Source organism: Methanobacterium alcaliphilum (assembly GCF_023227715.1).
Lineage (GTDB): Archaea > Methanobacteriota > Methanobacteria > Methanobacteriales > Methanobacteriaceae > Methanobacterium_E > Methanobacterium_E alcaliphilum.
In genome coordinates, this window is sequence record NZ_JALKIF010000008.1 from 36,694 (window position 1) to 60,133 (window position 23,440).

General features: G+C 32.9%; 23 protein-coding genes. 12 read left to right on the forward strand and 11 right to left on the reverse strand.

Annotation, left to right across the window (positions count from 1 at the left end; translation table 11 throughout):
- Nucleotides 1-69: 69 nt before the first annotated feature.
- The 6 genes from MXE27_RS07035 (at nt 70) to MXE27_RS07060 (ending at nt 5,672) form a co-directional block, all read left to right on the forward strand.
- Nucleotides 70-1,800 carry a 2-oxoacid:acceptor oxidoreductase subunit alpha gene (locus MXE27_RS07035; RefSeq protein WP_248611707.1) on the forward strand — a complete coding sequence of 577 codons (1,731 nt, stop codon included), beginning with the start codon at nt 70-72 and terminating at the stop codon, nt 1,798-1,800.
- Nucleotides 1,801-2,679 (forward strand): thiamine pyrophosphate-dependent enzyme, encoded by an 879-nt coding sequence (locus MXE27_RS07040; protein WP_248611708.1) that lies wholly within the window; start codon nt 1,801-1,803, stop codon nt 2,677-2,679.
- Nucleotides 2,680-2,780: 101 nt separating this feature from the next.
- Nucleotides 2,781-3,260 (forward strand): PadR family transcriptional regulator, encoded by a 480-nt coding sequence (locus tag MXE27_RS07045; protein ID WP_248611709.1) that lies wholly within the window; start codon nt 2,781-2,783, stop codon nt 3,258-3,260.
- Nucleotides 3,261-3,666: 406 nt separating this feature from the next.
- A complete protein-coding gene (locus MXE27_RS07050; RefSeq protein ID WP_248611710.1) occupies nt 3,667-4,437 on the forward strand; it encodes an ATP-binding protein in 771 nt (256 codons plus the stop codon).
- A 74-nt stretch (nt 4,438-4,511) separates the two neighbouring features.
- A complete protein-coding gene (locus MXE27_RS07055; RefSeq protein WP_248611711.1) occupies nt 4,512-5,147 on the forward strand; it encodes a class I SAM-dependent methyltransferase in 636 nt (211 codons plus the stop codon).
- Nucleotides 5,148-5,243: 96 nt separating this feature from the next.
- A complete protein-coding gene (locus MXE27_RS07060; protein ID WP_248611712.1) occupies nt 5,244-5,672 on the forward strand; it encodes a TIR domain-containing protein in 429 nt (142 codons plus the stop codon).
- A gap of 94 nt (nt 5,673-5,766) precedes the next feature.
- Here the strand turns inward: MXE27_RS07060 and MXE27_RS07065 are convergent, their stop codons facing one another.
- From MXE27_RS07065 to MXE27_RS07090, 6 genes are all read right to left on the reverse strand, one after another.
- Nucleotides 5,767-6,219, reverse strand: a complete 453-nt coding sequence (locus tag MXE27_RS07065; protein WP_248611713.1) for a hypothetical protein — start codon at nt 6,217-6,219, stop codon at nt 5,767-5,769.
- A gap of 346 nt (nt 6,220-6,565) precedes the next feature.
- Nucleotides 6,566-9,280 carry an AAA family ATPase gene (locus MXE27_RS07070; protein WP_248611714.1) on the reverse strand — a complete coding sequence of 905 codons (2,715 nt, stop codon included), beginning with the start codon at nt 9,278-9,280 and terminating at the stop codon, nt 6,566-6,568.
- Entirely contained in the window at nt 9,267-10,406 is a 1,140-nt protein-coding gene (locus tag MXE27_RS07075) for a metallophosphoesterase family protein (RefSeq protein ID WP_248611715.1), read from the reverse strand. The genes MXE27_RS07070 and MXE27_RS07075 overlap by 14 nt, the downstream gene beginning before the upstream one ends.
- Nucleotides 10,407-11,963, reverse strand: coding sequence for a helicase HerA-like domain-containing protein (locus MXE27_RS07080; RefSeq protein ID WP_248611716.1), 1,557 nt, complete (start codon nt 11,961-11,963; stop codon nt 10,407-10,409). It lies immediately after the preceding gene.
- Nucleotides 11,932-13,005 carry a DNA double-strand break repair nuclease NurA gene (locus MXE27_RS07085; RefSeq protein ID WP_248611717.1) on the reverse strand — a complete coding sequence of 358 codons (1,074 nt, stop codon included), beginning with the start codon at nt 13,003-13,005 and terminating at the stop codon, nt 11,932-11,934. The genes MXE27_RS07080 and MXE27_RS07085 overlap by 32 nt, the downstream gene beginning before the upstream one ends.
- 160 nt (nt 13,006-13,165) lie before the next feature.
- Nucleotides 13,166-13,492 carry a heavy metal-binding domain-containing protein gene (locus tag MXE27_RS07090; protein WP_248611808.1) on the reverse strand — a complete coding sequence of 109 codons (327 nt, stop codon included), beginning with the start codon at nt 13,490-13,492 and terminating at the stop codon, nt 13,166-13,168.
- Between the two features lie 631 nt (nt 13,493-14,123).
- Here MXE27_RS07090 and MXE27_RS07095 point away from each other — a divergent pair.
- On the forward strand, nt 14,124-14,786 hold the full coding sequence (locus MXE27_RS07095) for a molybdopterin-dependent oxidoreductase (RefSeq protein WP_248611718.1): 663 nt from the start codon (nt 14,124-14,126) through the stop codon (nt 14,784-14,786).
- Between the two features lie 21 nt (nt 14,787-14,807).
- A complete protein-coding gene (locus MXE27_RS07100) occupies nt 14,808-15,059 on the forward strand; it encodes a cytochrome b/b6 domain-containing protein (RefSeq protein ID WP_248611719.1) in 252 nt (83 codons plus the stop codon).
- A 23-nt stretch (nt 15,060-15,082) separates the two neighbouring features.
- Here the strand turns inward: MXE27_RS07100 and polX are convergent, their stop codons facing one another.
- The 4 genes from polX to MXE27_RS07120 all read right to left on the reverse strand — a co-directional run bounded on the left by polX (nt 15,083) and on the right by MXE27_RS07120 (nt 18,461).
- Nucleotides 15,083-16,789: a DNA polymerase/3'-5' exonuclease PolX gene (gene polX, locus MXE27_RS07105; protein ID WP_248611720.1), complete on the reverse strand. Its 1,707-nt coding sequence runs from the start codon at nt 16,787-16,789 to the stop codon at nt 15,083-15,085.
- A 162-nt stretch (nt 16,790-16,951) separates the two neighbouring features.
- Nucleotides 16,952-17,689, reverse strand: coding sequence for a phosphoglycerol geranylgeranyltransferase (locus tag MXE27_RS07110; protein ID WP_248611721.1), 738 nt, complete (start codon nt 17,687-17,689; stop codon nt 16,952-16,954).
- A gap of 112 nt (nt 17,690-17,801) precedes the next feature.
- Nucleotides 17,802-17,948: a 50S ribosomal protein L40e gene (locus MXE27_RS07115; RefSeq protein WP_248611722.1), complete on the reverse strand. Its 147-nt coding sequence runs from the start codon at nt 17,946-17,948 to the stop codon at nt 17,802-17,804.
- A complete protein-coding gene (locus MXE27_RS07120) occupies nt 17,949-18,461 on the reverse strand; it encodes a DUF367 family protein (RefSeq protein WP_248611723.1) in 513 nt (170 codons plus the stop codon).
- A gap of 802 nt (nt 18,462-19,263) precedes the next feature.
- On the opposite strand from MXE27_RS07120, the gene MXE27_RS07125 reads away from it, so the two are divergent.
- Together MXE27_RS07125 and MXE27_RS07130 are read left to right on the forward strand one after the other, a co-directional pair.
- Entirely contained in the window at nt 19,264-19,641 is a 378-nt protein-coding gene (locus MXE27_RS07125) for a roadblock/LC7 domain-containing protein (protein ID WP_248611724.1), read from the forward strand.
- Between the two features lie 150 nt (nt 19,642-19,791).
- Nucleotides 19,792-20,298 carry a hypothetical protein gene (locus MXE27_RS07130; protein WP_248611725.1) on the forward strand — a complete coding sequence of 169 codons (507 nt, stop codon included), beginning with the start codon at nt 19,792-19,794 and terminating at the stop codon, nt 20,296-20,298.
- A 50-nt stretch (nt 20,299-20,348) separates the two neighbouring features.
- On the opposite strand, the gene MXE27_RS07135 is transcribed toward MXE27_RS07130, so the two are convergent.
- A complete protein-coding gene (locus MXE27_RS07135; RefSeq protein WP_248611726.1) occupies nt 20,349-22,487 on the reverse strand; it encodes a VWA domain-containing protein in 2,139 nt (712 codons plus the stop codon).
- A 287-nt stretch (nt 22,488-22,774) separates the two neighbouring features.
- Between MXE27_RS07135 and MXE27_RS07140 the strand changes: the two genes are divergently transcribed.
- Entirely contained in the window at nt 22,775-22,930 is a 156-nt protein-coding gene (locus MXE27_RS07140) for a hydrogenase maturation nickel metallochaperone HypA (protein ID WP_248611727.1), read from the forward strand.
- On the forward strand, nt 22,897-23,373 hold the full coding sequence (locus MXE27_RS07145) for a hypothetical protein (RefSeq protein ID WP_248611728.1): 477 nt from the start codon (nt 22,897-22,899) through the stop codon (nt 23,371-23,373). The genes MXE27_RS07140 and MXE27_RS07145 overlap by 34 nt, the downstream gene beginning before the upstream one ends.
- Nucleotides 23,374-23,440 lie beyond the last annotated feature (67 nt).

Below are 23,440 nucleotides of genomic sequence, written 5' to 3' on the forward strand. Positions count from 1 at the left end.
ATTGTATAAAATTTAATTAAATTAAAAATTCTTTTTTGATTAATTAAATTGAAATTGAGGGGTGAATCAATGAATAGTCTGAATTTAGATGGTGATGTTTCTATTGTTCTCTGTGGAGAAGCAGGTCAAGGAATTCAAACTGTGGAAAATATACTGGTTAAATCAATTAAAACTGGAGGATACAATGTTTTTTCTACAAAAGAGTACATGTCACGTGTTAGAGGGGGTCAAAATTCCACACAGATTAGAGTTTCCTCTAATAAAGTTAGGGCTTACGTAGATAGAATTGATATCCTGGTGGCATTAAGTGAAAGAGCAGTTGAACATTTAAAAGATAGAATATCCGATGATACATGGATAATATGTGATCAAAACCTACTTCATGACCTTGATGATTATTATAATATAATCAGAGTCCCATTTTTAGACAAGGCCAGTGAATTAGGGGGGCCCATTTTTTCTAATGTCATTGCTGCTGGAGCATTATCTTGCATACTAGGTATTGATAAAGATGATTTTGACGAATGTATAACTGCCATGTTTGAGAGTAAGGGTGAAAAAATATTATCCGGAGATCTTAAAGCAGGTCGTGAAGGATACAGTCTCGGACAAACACTAATAAATTCTGGTGAGATTTCAGTTAATGTTAATAAAAACTCTCACCTTAAAAATGATATTTTAATTAATGGTACAGAAGCTGTTGGTCTGGGCTGTATATCTGGAGGCTGCCGCTTTATGTCGTCTTACCCCATGACTCCATCTAGTCCTCTTCAGGTTTTCATAGCCAGTAATGCTCACGAATTTGATATGGTATTTGAACAAGCGGAAGACGAAATTGCAGCAATAAACATGGCCCTGGGGGCATCTTATGCTGGTGCCCGATCAATAGTGGCCACATCTGGAAGTGGATTCGCCCTTATGGTGGAAGGTGTGGGGCTAGCGGGTATGATTGAAACACCAATAGTGATCTACCTGGCTCAAAGACCGGGGCCTGCAGTGGGGCTTCCCACGCGTACTGCTCAAGAAGACCTGGACCTTGCACTTTATGGAAGTCCCGGAGAATTCCCAAGAATTATTCTAGCACCTGGAAATTTTCAGGACGCCCTTGAATTATCACACCATGCATTTAACCTTGCAGATAAATACCAGATCCCTGTTTTCATTCTCTCCGACCAGTATTTTGCTGATATCTATTACAATATAGAAAATCTGGATTTGGATGGGCTGGAAGTGGACAATCACATTATAGAAACCCCTTCGGATTATAATAGATACGAGTTAACCCCTGATGGAATATCTCCACGAGGAATACCGGGTTATGGTAACGGTCTGGTACTGGCTGATTCTGATGAACACGATGCGGAAGGACATATCAGTGAAGATTTGAATGTCCGTACACTAATGGTTCAAAAGCGTTTGAAAAAGATGGACAAAATAAAAGAGGATGCATTCGCCCCTGAATTAATCAGTGCTTCTAAATCAGATAATTTCAAATTAATGGTTGTTGGGTGGGGTTCAACCTATGGACCTATAAAAGAGGCTTTGGAAGAACTAAATAGAGAAGATATTGCTTTTCTCCACTTTAAGCAGATATATCCTTTAACTAAAAACACCCCCAATCTCTTGGCAATGGCTGAAAAAACCATTATTTTGGAAAACAATGCCAAAGGACAATTCGCCAACCTTATTAAATTAGAGACTGGTTTTGAGATTCATGATAAATTTTTAAAATATAATGGGATGCCTTATTCTGTAGAAGAAGTAGTTAAGATTCTTAAAGATAATTTAGGGGGTATTTAAATGGATCTTGAAGATTATAAAGTAGATGGTGCAGATATTGCATGGTGTCCAGGGTGTGGTAATTTTTCCATATTACAGTCACTGAAAATGGCACTGGGAGATCTAGAAATAAAACCAGAAGATTTGGTTATGGTGTCCGGTATTGGCCAGGCCGGAAAATTGCCCCATTATATTAAATCCAATATGTTTAACGGCCTTCATGGACGTTCTTTATCACCAGCTACAGGCATAAAAGCTTCAAATACTGAAATGACTGTTATAGATGTTAGTGGGGATGGTTGTATGTATGGTGAAGGGGGAAACCATTTCATGCACACCATTCGCAGAAACCCCAATATAACTAATATTGTGCACAACAATATGGTCTATGGTTTAACCAAAGGGCAGGCATCACCCACCAGTCAAAAGCATTTTAAAACACCTTTCCAAGTAGATGGTGTTTTTGAAGAACCATTTAACCCAATTTCTACAGCCATAACATTAGGTGCGAGTTTTGTGGCCCGGGCTTTTGCAGGAGATATTTCTGAGACCAAAGAAGTAATAAAAAAAGCTATAATGCATAAAGGTTATGCATTGGTTGACATATTCCAACCATGTGTGAGTTTTAACAAAATCAATACATTCCAGTGGTTTAAAGAGAATACTTATTACCTTGAGGATGATCACAATCCATTTAATCGTTTAGATGCTCTAAAAAGAAGTATGGAATGTCCTACTTATAACCAAAAATTTCCACTGGGTATTTTCTATATAAACGAAGGCAAAAAGACCTTTGAAGAAAACCTTCCTGTATATGAGAGAGATAGTTCTCCACTTTATAGTCGAAAAGTTGATAGGGAAAAATTAAAGGCACTGGTAGAATCAAAGAGAATTATTTAAATTTGATTCTATATTTCTTTTTTAAACTACATTAAAAAATTAACGGAATTATGTGATATTAAAAACTAGATATTTATATCTGGATTTTATAAACTAATAATATGGTTGGATTATTGAGATTCACATCAATAGATGGGAAAGAAGTAAGATTATTAACTTTATTCATTTTACATACTTTGAATGACAAACCATGTTCTGGTTATGATTTAATAAAAGCCATGCAGGAAAAAACTTCTGGTGGTTGGACTCCCAGTAAAGGTACTATTTATCCCCTATTAAAACAATTACAGGAAGAAAAATTAATAAAAGTTTCTGAAATTGGAAAACGCTCAAGAACCATCTTTGAAATTACCCCTCAAGGAAAAAAATTATTATATAATATTCGCAAAACCCGAAAAGAATCCAGAAAAAAGTTTTCTCAATTTAGAGATTTATTTAATGAAATGTTTGGAGAAGAAGAAACAAAATTAAATGAGATATTTTTTAAGATACAAACATTAATCAAGGATATTCCTCCTGAAAAAGAGGAAGACATTGTTGTGATATTAGAAAAATGTATTTTAGAATTAAAAAATCTCTGAATATATCATATACAATTTTAATTGTATAAAATTCTCTTTTTTATATCGATGTATTTTGATTTTTTTTGCTATGTTTGGGGATTGACCCATAATTAGATTTGACCAATTAAATATTTTTTATTTTTGAATTTGAAGTGTTAGTAATCCTTATTTTTTCAGAATTTCGAATTAAGAGTCCGTATATTTAATATTAAAAAATATATTTCCATTTTTTTTATATTTTAATATTTATTAGGTATTTTAATACTATTTAAAGGTTATTAAATCCTTTTGCATATACAATACATTTAATGTTTCAATATTGAACGGTTCGGAATCAGAATATTTATATGGTTATTACGTATCACTAATTATGATTTAGATATGAAATTTCAATAATGTAAAAAAATAAAATGGAGAAAAAAAGATGAAAATAGTCATATGTGGAAAAGGAGGAAGTGGTAAAAGTACAATTGCCTCCCTACTTGCAAAATCTTTTGAAAAAAATGCAAATTCAGTTCTGGTCATTGATACCGACGAATCTAATTTTGGCCTACATAGGCAACTCGGTGTTGAACTTCCTCAAGATTTTATAAATTATTTAGGAGGTAAAAATATTGTTCTAGAAAAAATAATGAACGCCAGCCCAAATTGGGATTCAATTTCCTTTTTTGAAAAATCATGGCAGATAGATGACATTCCATCTGAATATTATTCTCAAAAAGAAAAAATCAGATTAATGGCTATTGGAAAAATCCATGAAGTAGGTGAAGGATGTGCCTGTACAATGGGTATGGTAGCCCAGGAATTTATTAGTAATCTAAAATTAAAATCAGATGAAATAGTCATCATTGACACTGAAGCAGGCATCGAACACTTCGGAAGGTCTATGGAAAAAGACGTTGATGTGATTATCATGATAATAGATCCATCCTATGAATCAATGAAACTATCTGAAAAAGTGGTAAAATTAAGTAAAAACTTAGATAAACCCGTTTATTTTGTACTCAATAAAATAGATGAATTGAATGAAAAGTTCCTTAGGAACACCATAAATAATGAAGACATTATTATTGCAGCCATTCCATCCAATACTAATCTAACCATCTCCGGACTTAAAGGAAATGAGATCATGACTGAATTCAGTGAAATTCAGAAAATAGAACAATTTTTAAAAGAAAGACATTGCGTAAAGTAAAAATATTGAAAAAAAAACTTTAATTAATTTTTATTTCTAAAAAGAAGAGTTTAATATAAGTTTGAGGTGATATTATGGATTATAATAATATATGTAAAGAGCATATTAACTCAACTAATTCACGATCTCACAAACCTGAAAAAGGACCCAGTAGTTTCTGGATGCATGAGCCAGAAAAAATATTCAGTGCATTAAACCTTAAAGAGGGGAATTATTTTCTGGATATAGGGTGTGGGAAAGGTGATTATTCACTTCATGCATCTTCATTAGTTAAAGATGTAGGTAAAATCTATGCATTAGATATACAGGAAGAATTAATCGGAAATATCAATAAAAAAGCAAATTCTAATGGATTAACTAATATAACCGCAGAAGTTTATGACATAACAACACCATTAAATTTAGAAAATAAGAGTATAGATGTATGTTTTATATCCACAGTTCTCCATTCCTTAGATTTAAAAAAATATGGAAATAAATTATTCTCTGAGATTCGTCGTGTATTAAAAGATAATGGTCATTTATTCATTATAGAATGTAAAAAGGGAGATTGCTCATTTGGTCCACCACAAAACATGCGCATTTCACCTGAAGAACTTGAAGATATGATTAATCCAAATGGTTTTCAGACTATAAATTTAATGGATCTTGGATTCAATTATATGATTCAGTTTAAATTAAAAAAAAATGACAAAATGGGAATACATTAGTTAAAATAGAAACTTAAAAAACAAAAAATATCCCACCAAACATAATTAATAAAAAGACAATCGAATATAATTATTTGAATAAGAGGTCGGTCTTTCATGTTTGAAGATGAAATGGATAAAAAGACGTATCGGTTATTTATCAGTCAAACTCCACAAGATACTAAAGAATTTTCCCAATTTTTAGAAAGATTAGAAAGTTCTCATGACTTTATATGGGAAAATAACTCTCAAAAAGAAAAAGTTGATCCAGAAATTTTATTTGAACAAATAGAAAAATCAGAAGTAGTAGTGATTTTATCAGGAATATACTCCATCAAAAAAGAGCTAATTGAAAATATATTCTCCATAGCCCTAAAACAAGATAAACCTATTGTCCTTATTCGGCCGTATGGTATGGAAAATGTACCTTTAGAACTAGAAGAAAAATCCGATGCAGTGATTGGTTGGAATGCTCATTGTATTGTAGGGGCTATTAAAGGTGTTCTGGGTTTAGGAGATGATGAAGAGTTAGGTGAGATTGATTAATAATAAAATATGAATATTAAATTAAATTTCATGAATTATTCAAAATAAAAAGGATAAAAGAGAATAAGGATTTTTACTTATCTCTTCATTAGTTCTAGACACTAGATTTTATTACTTTCTTACCCGGCTTACTTTTAGTGGCCTTGTATATTCTATTAAGGCCTTTGTAGCTGTAATCTTTCCATTTACCATTAGAGTATAACTGGATTGACCTATGTCTAGATGACATTTTAGTTCTGTACTGTATTATCCGAACTTTCTTTCCGGATTTTGTAAATTTTTTGTACAGGTGATTACTCATTGCCCAGCAGTCCCCGATTTTGCTGTATCGGTATTTATATCCAGCTTCTGCTTTGGCAACATTTGTATTATTAACGGAATTTGATTGTTCAACTTCATTATTTTTAGTTTTAACTTTTTCATTAACTGATTCTTGGTTATTAATAGCTTCTGAAGCAGGTACAATACCTACCACAAAGCACAGTGCGAAAAACACTGATATGATTGATTTTCGCGTAATTGTATCGCCTCCATGTCCATTCTCCAAAAAAGAGATAGGACACATTTGAAAAATAGACTTAGATTAATATCATATATAAATGTTTTGGTCAAAAATCAGAAAATAAAGATATTCAGAACCTTTTTTTAAAAATAAGACCCTCTGAGCAAATATTGAATTGAGCGTATAGGCATTAAATTATTTGAGAGCTTTTTTTATTAGATAAGACACAGATGAGGGGTATTTTAACAAAATAAGCTTATTTAGAAATAATTTAGGCAGCCGTATCACCTATATATCTTATCTAAAGCAGACATAACTATTTAAAATTAAATTAAAAACTTAATAATAGGTTATAAGAAAAAATAATAATATTAATTTAATATAAATGTTTTTAAGCTGTTTCAATAAAGATTTGTGAATTTCCTTTTTCTTTTTGAACTTTTATTATGTTATCTGCTGCTTCCTCTAAGTCTGAATCGTGGGTTACAATTATCATCTGCGGTATGATTGACATTTTCTTTAAAATCTCAATAAGTTCCTGGCGACGGTAACTATCTAAATGTATGGTTGGTTCATCCAGCATTATAAGCTCAAGATTGCCTCCAGAAAGTGCCCGGGTGATACCTAATCTTAATGCTAATGCAACAGCAATTCGTTCTCCACCACTGATCATATCAAGACTGGTGTTTCCCAGTGGCCCATATACATCGATATTGTAATCTTCGTCAAGTGTGATATCAGAATAATCAAAGTTGAATTTTTCAAAGAAATCTCTAGTGTTCTCTTCAATAATAGGCCGGGACATGTTCCGCAGATCTTTTTGAATTCCGTCTTTGCCATAAAGATCTCGGAATATATTCAAGAGCTTTATAAAATCATTAGTGGAAGAAAGTTCGGCTTTGTACTGCTGGTATTTATCCAGTTCTTCTTGAAATTGATTAATATTTTCTATAATGCCTTTAAGGATCCCATTTAATTCTTTTTCATTGCCGTTTTCTTCTAAAAATTCCTGGTTCTTGGTTTCAAAAGATTTAATCAGTTTTTGATGGATTTCTGCATTGTAGGGTAAATTTTCTAAAGACTGGGTGAATGTTTCGATGCACTTCTTACTTTCTTTAATAGAAGAATCAACTTTTTTAAGAGTTTCGATTTTAGATTCTTTTTGGTCAATTGAACCCTTCATCTGTTGGTACTGGTTATTCAGTTCAGTGATTCGTTTAATCTCTTCCTCAATTTTATGAATATCCTCCGAATGAACACCAGATGAGGATTTTAATTTTAATATTTCATTATTATTGAAATCAATTTGTTTTAAAATACTATTCAGAGATTCTTGTAATATTTTAGAATCTTCAGCTGAATCTAATGCTCCTTGAGCTTTGATGTATTGATTATATTGATCCGTTATCTCTTTTAATCGGCTATTTTTTGAGCTTAAATTTGCATCTATCTCTTCTAATTTTGAAACATTGGATGATAATTTTTCCATTTCCATTTCTATTTCATCTAATTCTTTAATGGATAAGTCGATTAATTTAGATTTTTCTTTAAGAACATCCACATTTATTGCTTGAATTATTTTAGATTTAGATTCCATGATCTCTTTTTCTTTTTCCATTCCCTGCAGTGAAAATTTTAATTTATTTATTTTCCCTGTATTATCATCCATTTCTCCAAGATATCCTGTTAATAATTCATTTTTTTTAGATTCATCAATATCAGATTTACACACTGGGCACTGGCCTTCTACAGATTCCAATTCTTTTAAAGGTTTTTTAATACTCTGATTTAGACCTTCTAAACTGGAAATCTGCCGGTGGATATCTGTAATCTCAAGGTCCAGTGATTTGATTTTAAGATCAACTGCTTTTTTTATTTTCAATAGGTGTTTTTCCAGATCCTCCCATTTATTGAAATCTGAATCTAATGCATTATTTGCAGTATCAAACGAAGATTCAATTTCAGATTTAAGTTTGGTAATCTTTTTCTGGAGATTTTTTTGAGTGCTTTTTTTACTTTCCATTAAATCATGAGCACCAGCAAAATGAGATCTTTCTTTAGAAATATCAAGAATTTTATCCTGTATAACCTTATACTCCTCAAAATAAGGTTGATTATTTGATAAAATACTTTCAAATGATTTAATTTTTGTAACTAATTCTTCAATTCTGTTTTTATCCTTTTTCAATGTATAAGTATCTGAAATTAAATCTTTGAATCTATTTAAATCAGGCAAACGATTCAACTGTGGTTCTATTTTTTCCATCTGTTTTTCCTGATCAATGATTTTATTAATTTCAGATTTAAGTTCTATTTGACGAGATTCAGCACTGGTTAAAAGGCCTTTTTTAATAGAAATTTCGGATTGAATCTGATTATAAATAACATATTGATTATCCATCTCATCCTTTTCTTTTTTGATTTTTTCCAGTTGCGTGATGATTTCTTTAATTTTAGATTGAATATCCCCAATTTGCCCCTGAATTTTATTCTTTTTCACATTATTTTCCTTAATTTTATCTTGTAAATTACCCATAGATTCTAATCGCCCTTTGAAATTTTCTTTTTGGGCTTCGTAATCTTTGATTAAAGAGGCCATATTTTTCCAGGCCTTTTCCAGGGATTCAATGCCTAAAAGTTTTCCTATTAACTGTTTTTTTTCTGACTGAGTTTTTTCAATGAGATCTGCTATTTCGCCCTGTCTTACATAAACTGCATTTAAAAATAAATCTCCATCCATTTCCAGAATATTTTGTATTTCCATATTAACTAATTTATCACCAGAAACAATTTTATGGAAATTATCCCCTTCTTTTAAATACAGACTGGCCTGAGAAGTAGTTTTACCTCTCTCCCTAATAACGCGATATAATCTATTATTTACCATAAAATCAAGCTGTGCCTTCATTTTAGTGGATCCGGAATGCACCAGATTCTGAAGACTCCTACTGGAATGCTGTTTAAAAAGTGCAAAACTTATAGCTTCCAATATGGTGGATTTACCTGCACCATTTTCACCCATAATAATAGAAATACCTGTATTAAAATCAATACTAGTTTTTGAGTGAGATTTGAAGTTTTCAATGCGAAGATTATTGATTATCATAAAATTCCCCATAGAATTTTTTAGATACAGATTCTGCCTGCTCCAAGTTACCTTCTGATGTTAAATCAAATAGGGAAATGGCTAAATCTGTGACCTTATTGTTTTCAAATTCATTTAAACGTTCTTCAATCAATTTTTTGGGATTTAATGCGCTTCCGCTGAGTTCCGTTTTTTCCATGACGTCACTGGATTTGAAGTTGGGTCTTAAACTCAAACATATTTCTGAAAATGCATCATGCAACTCTTCAAATACTTCTAAACGGCTGAAATTACCCCCTTCAACTGTAATTGAAAGAAGTGGTTTTTCTTTCAATGTTAAAATATGTTCTTTGAGTTTTGCTATTTCTTCTTCAAGTTTAAAAAACTCCATATTGGTTTTAATAAATTCACGTGGTAGTTCCATATTAACATATTGAACATCAGGTAAATCCGCTCCTAAATCAACCAGAGAAAACCCTTTTCCATTTTTTAAATAATTTCCCAACTCATCAAATTTCCAGATCTCAGTTGAACCCGGGTAGACCAGCTTTCCTTCACCAAAATCATCGGTGATTCTACTGTGGATATGTCCCAATGCATAATAATTAAATGATTCGGGTAGGTTAGCCAATTCCAGTTCATATTCGTAGGGCAGGTATTTATCTATACCTTGATGTAAGACAATTAATCGTTTATCATAACCTCTAGAGAGAGATTCCAGGTTTTTTAAGCTTTCAGTTAGATATGTGGACTGGTGTTTAGGCATATATGGCAATCCACCTATAAAAACGTCTTTTTCTACAAAATAAGGGTTATTTGGACTTATTACTTTTAATCCAAGTTCTTTAAATAGGACATGTGGAGGTATGGCGTTTTTACGCATTATAATATCATGATTTCCTGCAATAGCATAAACAGGGATTTCGGCTTCTTTTAATGTTAAAAGTCCTTTTTGAGCTGTTAAAAGGGCGTTTGTAGGGGGTCTTGAAAATTCAAACAAATCCCCCGAATGGATTACGAAGTCTGGTCGTATTTCAATAATTTTTTCCACAATATCCGTAAATATATTGTAAAAATCTTTTTCTCTCTCAAATAGACCATACTGTCTGTAACCAAGGTGAGTATCTGCTAGATGCGCAAATTGCATTTAATAATCTCCCCCCATATCAAAAAGTTCTTTTTTCTCAGATTCAAATTTCTTTTTTACGTCCTCTCTTGATTTTTTCCACATTTTAATTACTGCTAAATCCTGACCGAATTCTTTGTTCTTGTGTTCGTGGATTTTAACAAGAGCAGGAACTTTGGTCATTAACCCCAAAACCACTGCTTCCCCAATATTCAAAGAGGGTAACTGTGTTACCAAGTCTTCGCTTAAGCTTTCACTGGCAGATTGAACATGTCTCTGGTCTTTGGGTTCAACCAGTCTTAAAATAATCATATTATTGGCCTGAGAAAGTGAATCTGGGTCAATTGATTTTGGGCTCTGGCTAACCAGACATAGCCCCAATCCAAACTTTCTTCCCTCACGGGCAATTCTACTTATCCATAATTTCGATTTAGTGGAGCGATTATTAGGAGCTAAAATATGGGCCTCTTCTAAGACAAAGAACACAGGGTGTTTTAGGGGGAGTTCATCTATATCTCCACCTTTTAACCATTTTTTATTATTTTGAAGAGCGTTTCTAAGAATGTGACTGACTATAACCTCTGCAGCTGATTCGTCAACAGATCCCAAGTCAATAATATTAGCTTTGCCCATTTCCAATTTACTCAAAATATTCCCAGCACTGGTATTTATGATAGAATGGTATCGTCTTTCTAGATCACCTATTTTATTTATGACATCTACAATCTGAGTGGTTCCTTCCACATTTTGTCCACGGAAATCCGTTTTCCCACTTTCCCAGCCTTCCAAAATTTCCCTCATTGTCCGTATAAATCCTTTGTTTTTAGAATCCCCGTTTCGCATTTCTATTGATGCTATTTTATATGATTCGTAAAAATATCTTTCCTGAATATAGGCGCTTTCACTGATACGGGCTAATCTCTTCATCTCCGAAAAAGACATATATAAAGGATTAATTTCAGGATTTATTACTTTTGAAGCACCATTATTGAAATTAATATTATATTCCGAGTGCATGTCAAATATTACCACACATCCATTGTATTCCAATATGCCGTCTACTACAATGGCAACGGTATTTGATTTTCCCGCTCCGGTCATGGCCAGAATGGCCATATGCCTGGAGAACATTTTCTCCAGATCAACTTTTACTTCCACATTTTCCTGGCTGATTAAAGTACCTAGGCTTAAACTATTCTGTTTTTGGAATATTTTCTGCAGGTCTTTTTCTGCAGCAGGGATTATTTCTGTTCCAGGAGGGGCTGGAGTGCGGGGTATACGGAGATTATCTTCAATATCACCTAATATGCGGACAGATCCTTTGATGTAATGATCATCACCCTCAATTTCTTTAATCTTTTCTATGGTTTTAGGGTCAAATATTTCATCATTGATGGATACGCTACCCCTTACCAGTGATTCTATCATCCCTAAAACATTTTTACCATCGTATTTTAGAGAAACGTATTCTCCTACTTTAGGCATTTTTTTGGATATGAAGTTGACTTCAATTAGAGAAGTCTCCCCCACGCATCTCCCAATTACGTCATTCAACTGATTCCCTCCCTGTGATTTCATTATCTAATCCCATTATTCTCAGTAAATGTAACATGTCTCTTTTTTTAATAACTACGTCGTTATGGGCTTTTTTTAGAAGATATGGATATCCTTCTGTGCAGTTAGTTTTAATAATATTTAATAAGTTTTCTATTTCTTCTTCCTCTGCCTTATAGGGCAGTTCAAATTTAAGAAGATTTTTATTGTCCTCCAAACGGGCATAAAATGTGGTGAATGTCAAACCTCTAAAAAAATCATTTTCCACTGGAAAATCATGTTTAACTTTTTTGGATACTTCTTGTGTTTTAGGTAGGGAATAACCCTGTTTTCTATGGTTACGATCAAAAAGTGCCATATCTGGTATGTCCAATTCAAATAGCTCATTGCTAGTTGAGGTTTTTGATATCCCCACGATTTTTTTATCATATTTAAGCAGTTTGCTTATAACCAAAAGATTTTCTAGACTCTCCAGATAAACCATTGCTTCTGTTTTGTTATTAAACTTCTCTGCGATATGGTCTTCAAATTTATTAGATGAAATATCTACCTGTTCCAGGTTAAGTTCACCTTCCAGCGAATTAAGATATCGAGATCTTATCTGATCTTTAATCTCTGCTGAAAGTTCCCTATCCATAGGGATGGGTCTTATTAAATTCCCAAGTATTGAACCATCAAATAAATAATAATCAACTTTATGGTCTTTTAATGATTTTAGAGCATTTTTTAATTCGAAAAGGCTCATATGATTCCTTAAACGATCCTCGACAAATCGATGATGAGGCATTATATCTATATTGGAGTTTTCTATGGTTTCTAATTTATTTTTATAGATTAAAGTTTCTGCGCTGATGACATAAAAAACAAAGCTCAAAAACTTTTTTTTATGGATACTTCCGTCTCCTGCTGAAAGTATTAAATCCTCTTTATTTTCATTAAAAGTATGTTCCACCCACTTTTGGGAAGTATCAGGAGCACTAGCATACAATTCTTCCAGTTTATCCCTCAAGTTATCTCTCTTTACAAGAGCCAATTCCAGTAATGATTCTAACATTAATACACCCATTTAATCATATTTACCTAAAAACATTTGATAAAAATATTCCTATATGATGATTATGACATTACATATAAATAGTTTTCATATACATTTCTACTAAAAATTAAAATAAATAAAAAGAAAAGATTAGGGTGAACCATCGCACCGCTTAAGAATAATTAAAAAGCTATTCTTTTGCATCTTCCTCAATAATTACAGCGGTACCGTAAGCTAAAATTTCTTGCATGATATCTGAAATCTCATCTGAATCAAATCGGCTGCTTATAATGGCATTAGCTCCCATTGAACGTGCATGATCAACCATACGATTTAATGCTTCTTCTCTAGCATGTTCCATCATTTTAACATATTCTTTGATTTCTCCACCAAAAGCAGATCGGATTCCTGCCCCAATTTGTCCCCCTAAACCTCTACTTCTAACAGTTAACCCATATACAAATCCTAATGTTTTAACTGCCTTATATCCTGGGACATAATTAGAACTAACCACCATAATATCAGGAGCATGCCCGAAAGGTGTGGATTCTGTTTGACCAGTGGGTTCTTCAATAAATTCTTCACTAATGGTTTCCTCAACAGGAGGTTCGTAAATTTCTAATTTAGATCCACAGTCAGGACAGAAATTGGTATCCCCAGTATATTCCACATCACAGCTGGAACAATACTTGATTTCTTCTTCGGAAACTTCCACTTGAACTTCTTCTGGTACCTTTTCAACAACTTCTCTCTCTGAGAAAGTTGACTTTTGAATAGGCGGTCGTTTTTTTTGAATAGGTGGCCGTTTATTTGAAGGAGTGCTAACTGGTTGAGAACTCATTCCTTTTTTTTGCCTTCTTTTTTCTTCTAATTTTTGTTTAATTTCATCACTTGTAACCATTAAAAGACCTCCACTATAAGAATTATAATAATTATTTAGATAATATACTAATTTAGGTTTACTATTTCCTTTTCAACTTAAAAAAATAGGGTTGTAACTATTCCACCTTAGAAAAATCTAAATAGTTTTTTAAAGAGAATGTAATCTAACGAGTTGTTATATGAATGATTCATGAAAGATTATAGTATAATCATGCGCTGAAAAATTATAAATCAGCTTTAATAAACTATAATCCCAGAGGGATTGAATGTATAAGACGGCGCTATTTTCTATTTTGCTGCTCATAGGACTGGTATTATTTTTCTCAGTGAACGCTTTAATAAATCCAAATGTTACTACCCTTGATTCTGTTCAAGTAAAAGAATATGATGGTCAAAAACTTTCTTCAGTTAATGATTTTAGGGAAAATTCTATTAAGGGGCCTCAAAATGTAACCATTTCTAATTATACTTTGCAAATTACGGGAATGGTTAAAAATCCAAAAAATTTCACTTATAACCAAATTATTCAACATAAAAATTATGAAAAAGTGGTTACCTTGAATTGTGTTGAAGGATGGTCTGCCACAATATTGTGGAGAGGTGTTTTGGTTAAAGATTTAATTAATGAAACAGATCCCTCACCTAATGCTAATACAGTAATATTTTATGCCGTGGATGGTTATTCCACATCTTTTCCATTAAATTATATCCACGATAACAATATTTTATTGGCATATAAAATGAATAATGCAACTCTACTTCCAGAGCGAGGATTTCCTTTCCAATTGGTAGCAGAAAGTAAATGGGGATATAAATGGATAAAATGGATAAATAAAATTGAGCTATCGAATGATACTAATTATAAAGGGTATTGGGAAAGTAGAGGTTTTTCCAATTCAGGTAATTTAAATGAAAGTTTTACTGGATAAATTATTAAATTTAAAGATAACATGATAGAACTAGATCCAAAAAGTATATTTAAACTTAAAAAAAGCGTTGCTTATATTCTCTACGTGCTTATGATAGTAATGATAATCAGTGGTCTGGGAATAAATTATCACCGCACCATGGAATTTATTACGGCAGGGATTTTAAGTAAAGGTTTATCTTTCAATATACATGTATGGATTTTTATTCCTCTGGTTTTAGTTTTTGCATTGCACACTATTTTACCCGCCCTTAAACCTAAAATTAAACAATAGATTTTCTGTTTGTATAACCCACATTAAACAGATAACAATTTTTGCAGTTTCTTTAAATTCATAGTATTGATTACATCCTTTTTTTCTGCCCAGCCTCTGCGCGCTGTGGCAACTCCCAAATCAATACGCCCTAAATCATTAATAGAATGAGCATCACTATTTATAACCAGTTTACATCCAAAATCAACTGCTTTTTTTATGTAGATATCCCTTAAATCAAGTCTATTAGGGTGTGAATTGATTTCTAAAAATGTGTCAGTACCAGCAGATGTTTCAAATATTTTATCAAGATTTAAATCATATTCTTTTTCTTCCTGAATCTTGCGACCAGTGGGGTGGGCAATTATATTAACATATTCATTTTCCATTGCTTTTAATATACGCTGGCTTATACCAAAAACATCCAGGCCCTTACCAGAGTGAACACTGCCCACCACTATATCCATATCCTTTAAAATATCATTGCTAATATCCAAGTTTCCATTGAAATCTATATTAACTTCCAGGCCCTTTAAAATAGTAAAATTTTCAAATTCATCATTTAAATCATCTATCATCCTCATCTGCTTTATTAATTCATCCTCTCCAAGACCCCCAGCAATTCTATCAGTGCCAGTATGGTCGGTTATGGCCATGTACTCATAACCCATTTTATAAGCTGCCCTGCCCATCTCCCCTATAGTATTTTTACCATCACTCCAATTTGAATGGGTTTCTAGATCCCCATTAATATCAGAATAGGATATTAAATCAGGCAACCTACCATTAATTGCTGCTTCGACCTCTCCCCTATTTTCACGCATTTCTGGTGCGATATATTCCAATCCCAAATAATTGAATATTTCTTTTTCACTTTGACCTGCCACTCTCTCTTTACCCTCAAATAATCCGTATTCACTTAATTTCAGTCCCTTTGATATGGAAAGTTTACGAAGTTCTACATTGAGTTCTTTAGAACCTGTGAAATACATTAAAGCCGCACCAAAAACTTCTCTTCCAAATACCCTTAAATCACATTCAATCCCTGATTTTAATCTTACCGTGGATTTTAAAGGACCATTAATCACTATTTCCGCTACTTCACCCATAGAAATAAAAAAATCCATTATCTGTGCAGTTTTTTCACTTATAACCAGAATATCAATATCTCCAACACTTTCTTTGCGTCTTCTTATAGAACCCGCTATTTCTACCTGTTCTGCAAGGCCTGTTTCTTCAATCTGTTTCTTCAATGACTCTGCAAGAGGCATTATATATCCTAAAAGTTTTCGAGAGGAATGTTTCCGGGCGAATTCAATACTATCCAAAATTTTACGTTCTTTTTTATCACCCATTCCTTTAAGCCGCCTTAAATGATGACGTTTGGCATAGCGTTCTAGATCATCCAGATTTTTAATTCCCAGTTCTTCATAAAATAGTTTAATAGTTTTTGGGCCTAATCCTTCTACGGCCATTAATGCATCAAAGTCAACAGGATACTCTTTTTTTAGTTTTTCAAAATATTGAAGAGACCCTGTTTCTATAATTTCCGTTATTTTAGCTGCAATGGCAGTACCAATACCTGGAAGATCTTTTAGCTGGTCATGGAAAGCAATATCTTCAATGTCTTTTGATAGTGTTTCTACCGAATGTGCTGCATTTCGATATGCTTTCATTCGATAGACGTCACCTTTCATTTCCATGAAATCAGCTATCCTATTTAATATTTTAGCCACTTTTTCATTCTGCATAAATACACCAAAACTACAGCCCTAATAATCAATTAGTTATTAATAGTTCTGTCTTTGATAGTATAAAAATTAAAACAGAACAGAAAAAAGAACCTGCATTCAATTAACATTTAAAAAAAAATATTCAAAAATAAAAAAGTTAAGAAAGATGGAATTTAAGGTTTATATACTTAGAATTCCACTTACAATCTCTTTAATTTTTTCTTCAACGTCATCACTGTCTTCAACCACAGTACCAGTTACAATAATATCTGCACCAGCAGCAGCTACTTCCATGGCATCCTGACCAGAGCGTATTCCTCCACCCACAATTACCAGATGGTTGGTAAATTTCTTAACTGCTCCAATCATTTTAGGATCCACGTGCTGATCTGCTCCAGATCCGGCTTCCAAATAAAAAAGCCTCATTCCCATGAATTCTGCAGCCATAGCATAGGCCGCGGCAATGTCTGGTTTTTGGCGGGGAATCAATTTGGCATCTCCCACCCATCCTACTGTGCCTCCTGGTTCAACCACAACATATCCCATAGGTATGGTTTCAATACCTGCTTTTTTAACTGTCAGTGCACCCAATGCCTGTGCTCCAATAATCCAATAAGGATTAGCGGAATTTAAAAGACTCATGAAAAAAATAGCATCTGCATATTTGCTTACACCATTGGTATTGCCTGGGAAAAGAACTATGGGCACATCAATGTTTTCTTGTAGGGCTTTAGCTGTTGCATCCAGCTCAGAAGCATCAGTTGTGGAACCTCCTAACATAATACCGTCTGATCCTCCAGCCACTGCAGCTTTTGCAATTTCAACAGCGTCCTGCGGTGTTTGCTCTTGAGGATCGAGTAGGGTCAAGTGAATCTTGCGTTCTTTTAGAATATCATTAAAATAAGCTTCAACTTTCATTTTTATACCCTGAAAAATTAATACAAATAATTACAATAAATAATATGATATAAAAAATTGATAATGAGTTAAAGGGAGCGGATACTCCTTTTATTCATTATAGATAATACAATTAACCTCTCGGTTCTTTTGCTTTATATCTCAAACCTTTGTACCCGCACTTTCGGCACGCTTTAGCGCTTGGTGGGTTTCGAGCATTACATTTTAAGCATATTTTGATATTGAATAATCGTTTTTCTGCTTCTTCAAATCTAGCCATTTATTGTCCTCCTATAAATTCGTTTTGAACATTAACAACATCCGCACTATTGGAAGCGCGGGAATAAGCTTCTAACAACTCTTCATTGAGGGTTAGAAAATGAGGTCCCCACTTGAAATGGGACATAATATCTTCTGCTATATCTCTCAATCCAACTATATAAAAGGTTGCTGCAATTGCCTCAGCAGTAGATAAAATACAAGGCTTACCATAATTAGTTGGATTAGCTGCAACTAGAAATGGAAGGGATCTATGGTATTTAGAAGTTTTAAACATCACAGAAGAGCCTTTTACTTTCTTCCAAGAACAGTCCAAAGCACTTACTCCTCTTTTATTTACTATTTCTCGGTCTTCACGAGATACAGATTTTTTAGCAAAAGGATTTAAAAGAATTGCGCCTCTAGGTATCTGGTTAAGATGATATACTATTTTAAACTTTCCCTTTTTTGCCATTTTAAAAGTGGTGCATTTTTTACGATCGCACTCTTCAGCATGATAGACCGTTACTTTCATTGTATCACTAGTAATATGAGTCTTTTACTATTTTTAACATCCATAATTAGAGTATAGAATATAATTAATAGTTAGATATATGTTCTCTTTTAAGAGGGTATTCACTATTAACATTAACATTAATCCTTTTTTACTTATAAAATATATCGCCCATTATCTTACTATTATTATAGTTAGATTTAAACTATTAACATGAAAAAATATAAATTTGTACAATCTGCAGATGCAACGTTAAACCACCCCCAGTGATTTGGTTTGAAAAATAACAAATATTACTGCATAAACTATATACCGGATAATAATAATGATTTTCCAAGAAATGGGACTCAAGCCAGACCCTATTTTGAAGAAATAATAATCACTTTAAAATAAAAAGTTTAGATTTTAAAATTTTTTAGTAAAAAAATATTGATATTTTTTTATTTTTAGAGGCACCCTCCTTTTTATAAATTATTTAAGTAATAAATGAAGTAACATATATAAAATACAAGTATCAAATAATAAGTAAGGAGAAATGATTAGAAGTACTGAAATTACTAGTTATATGTAATAATCACATTTCAGTCTTATTTAGAAGATTTTATTATTAAAGCAATTTTATAAGAAGTTATTATAAAGTACATTGATTATTTACGAGTCAAATTTTAAACTCAATCCATATCATAATTAAAGTTGAGACCTTACCTTCTACTTTCCATTAATCAAAGTTATAAAAATTTAAGGTTCATGAATTGTAAAATATTAATCAGACAGAAAATAGAGATATTTTAATATAATATTAATAATAAATGGCGGGGAATAAATGGGTAAAACTAAAAAAGAAGAACTTGATGATGCACTTAGCAGCCTTATGCAAGTGGGACAAATAAAAGCAAGTGGAATTGTTTCAAAAGAAGGGCTGTTAATAAATTCCAGAACGCCCCCAGATGTGGATGCCCGCATATTCTCAGCCTTATGTTCTACCATTATGGGGGCAGCAGAAGCTGCATCCAACCAGATGACCACAGGAATAGTTAGTCAAATTTCAGTTAAAACAGATAAAGGAACTATTGTATTGATTCCTGCAGGACAAAAAGCTATTTTAAACGCTTTAACTGAACCTGATGCACAATTAGGCCTTATCCTTTTTGAAATGGAATCTATTGCATCACGAGTCAATAAAATTATGAACAATATGTAAATACATATATTTTGCATCTAATTTTACAAACTCATAACTAAATGAAAATAGACTATTTTTTAAATAACGGAAAGTAATTCCTGAGGTCTTAATATGAAATAATATCAGAAACCGTGCAAATTATTCAGGATTTTTAAAAGGAGATTGAAAATGCAGGACAATAATGCCAAAATAGATTTAGAAGAATTATATTATCTTCTCATGAGTAGCTGGCTTTATGGTATTGGAAAAACCAGCAACGAATTGTTAGGTAATAATATAGTTTACACACGGAGAGTTGGATGGAATGCTGCAGATTATCTGGTAAATCATTTAAAAATTACGTGTGATATACAAACTTCACCACAAGATGAGGATCTATTAGAAATAATGAAATCCATAATAAGATGTTTGGAAAATGTGGGTTTTTTTAAAGAAGATACCGTCAGTGCCAGTTATGATAAAGGAGTGCTATCTATTTCCATTGCGGGATGTAGAGCAGAGGCTTGTAATGATTTCTTAAAAAAAGAAATAACGCCCCAAGTATGTTTGCGATCATTTATTCTGGTTAGCTTGCTGGAAAAAATCACTGAAAAAGAATTTACATATAAACTTAATGCAGATCCTGAATCTCAACCACAAGGAAAATGCATCAACTATCTGAAAGAAGTCATATAATTGATTCTCTTATTATATGGAAAATAGATAATAAGTATTTAGAATTAGAATTAAAATAAACCCCTTTCATAATCTAAAATTTTGCCCATAACCTTACCTGGATTTTTAAGCTCTTCTAATTCATAGTAACGACCCCCAGAAGCCATTGCTATTTCCATGTTAAAATTACGGCCAAATGAAACTGATTTTTCAAAATTAACAACTACAGTGTGAATCTCATTTTCATTTAATTCTAAAGCGATCTCCATTACTTCCTTACTAGGGCTCCCATCAATTCCCACATTAGGCATCCCATCAGTGAGTAAAACCAGCATCGGAATGAATTCATTGCTTTTTTTTTCATTTTTTAATATAGCTAAACCTTTTTTTAGGCCGGAAGACATTGGTGTGGTTCCACCGACCCTGATTTGATCCACTTTCTGTTGGAATGAAATGGCCCTTTTAGTTGTAGGGATGATTACTTCTGCATCCTTACCTTTAAATCCAATTACACTTATTTTATCTTTGTGGCGATCTGCGTCTTTCATTATCTGGTTTAATATTCCCTTTATTTTGTGGGCCTTTCTCTCAGAAAACATGGATCCACTTATATCAACTACTAGGGCTATTGAAGCTCTAGCCCCATGTTTTCTAATTTTTTCCCTTAGATCATCACTTTCAACCTTTATTTCCCCACGCGATCTTAAAGCTGCAGCACGCAAAGTAGCATCTATCGCTATATCCCCAGGTTTAGGGGATGCCATCTTACTTTTCACATATTTACCCTTTTCAGTTTTAGATGATACTCTTTTACCATAAAGCCTCTCCTTCTTCTTTCCTTTCATTTTAAGCAATTTTTTTATATCAACCTCCTCTTCATCGGCTTCAATTTCATCGTCTCTAAATTTATCATTATCTAAGGATTGTCCCTTTAATTTTCCCTGAGATTCCTTTTGATCTTCATCCTCTTTTTCATCATATTCCTGCATATTTATTTCAAGAGTAACTTCTTCTTGTGAAGTATCATTATTAGAGTTTTCATTTTGATTTTGATTGTCCGGATTTTCAGATGGTTGATTATTTTCATCTCCTTTTTCTTCTTCAGAATCTTCATCCAAAGTTTGAGGTGTTTTATCTGAATTATCTTCATCTTCAGGCCCTTGATCCGAATCATTTTCTTCTTGAGTTTCCTTTTCCATGTCACTTTTTGCTTTTTCAATTTGTTTCTGGACTCTATCAGGATCATAAAAGTTACCAGGCATCCTATCTCCTAAAACAAGAGTAATAGCTTCTTTTAAGTCGTCCTCAGTTACCTTCATTCGGCCTTGATAAGCAGCTATGGCTTTAGAAGTTTTCAAGATAGCAATATCCGCCCTATGGCCATCAACCCCGGCTTCCACGCATATTCTGGCTATTAATTCCAGTGAATGATTGTCAATTTGTATTTCACCTATTATTTTTCGGGCCTGAATAATTTTATCCAACAGCTCTTGTTGATCTTTTTCAAATGATTTTTTAAAGGACTCAGGGTCTTTTTCAAATTGTTCCCTTCTCTGCATAATCGCCACTCTATGAGTTATATCATGTATACTATGAACTATGATATGTAAACCAATCCGATCTGAAAGTTGAGGTCTTAGTTCTCCTTCAGCAGGGTTCATGGTTCCCACTAATATAAATTCGGATGGGTGTGATATGGAAATCCCCTCACGCTCCACATTATTAACCCCATATGCAGCAGCATCTAAAAGAACATCAACCAGATGATCATCCAGTAAATTAATTTCATCCACATAAAGGATGTTTCTATTGGCCTCAGCGAGAATACCCGGCTCTAATGCTTTCACACCTTCTTTTAATGCTTTCTGAATATCAATAGATCCCACCACACGATCTTCAGTAGATCCTAATGGAAGTTCTACTACTCTCATTTTCTGCTCTTCAATTTCCATGTCACGAGATTGGCAGATTTCACAGAGAGAATCCTTATTATTGGGATCACAGTTAAATGAACATCCCTTAACTACTGATATCAAGGGCAATAAATCTGCTAGCGCCCTCACAGAGGTGGTTTTACCAGTTCCTTTGTCCCCTTTTATTAATACCCCACCAATACCGGGGTTAATTGCATTTAATATAAGGGCTTTTTTAACGTCTTCTTGACCTACAATAGCTGTAAATGGAAAAATAAGATTTTTCAATTGTCTCACCAATTCACCGTAATAGTAAATATAGGGCATATCCCAATTTTCTCATATCTATATGGCTGTCTTTTTTGTAATTTTCTAGAATATATATTATTATGACTTGGATTTATTTAGTTATAACAGTTTTAAGATAAAAAAATAATGGATAAAACATTTTTTATTATTTAATATTCTATTTTTATTTTTATAATTAGTTCCTCTATAATAATATAAAATATACTCAAAAAACGCATAAAATAAGATAAAAAAAAATAAATAATAACAAATACATAGGCAAATCTGGTGATATTATGTGTACTGTGGGTGGTCCCATGGCGGACATTAAAATGAAAAAATTAAAAACTAAACGTTGTAAATGCTTAGATTGTGGAAATGAGTTTAAAGGAATAGGTAAACGAGTAATATGTCCCTCATGCCAATCCGACAACGTGGAATGCTCCCAATAGACTCCACACAAATTTTATTTTTATTAGGAAAATCAGGGACCCTGGGTATTGTAAAATCCGGTGCACCTAGAATGGTATTTATAGGGACTCCTGACGATGATGAGGTTGTGGTATACCTAGAAAAAGAAGATTTACTAGTTATATCTGCATTTGGAGAAGGGGAGATTATCGAAAAGGGTATTAAAAGCATGGCTTACCTATTGCGAGAAATTGGTTCGCCTATAATAGTACTTGATGACGACCATCCCACATCCCAGCGCCTTAAAATGGTGGTTGCAGTGGGTCCCGAGATTAGATTAGATTGTAATATTATACCTGGGACCCATCCAGAGCAAGATATTCTCTGTTCCTGTGAAGATTTATCCGGTGTTAAATTGACCGCGACAGATGATGGAGTTCTAATTGAAGGCAACGTTGAAAAATTAAAGATAGAAAATGTTTAGATTCCAAGATTATAATTTAATAGATTATATTTAAAAAAAAGAGAGAAAGTAAAAATTGGATTGAAAA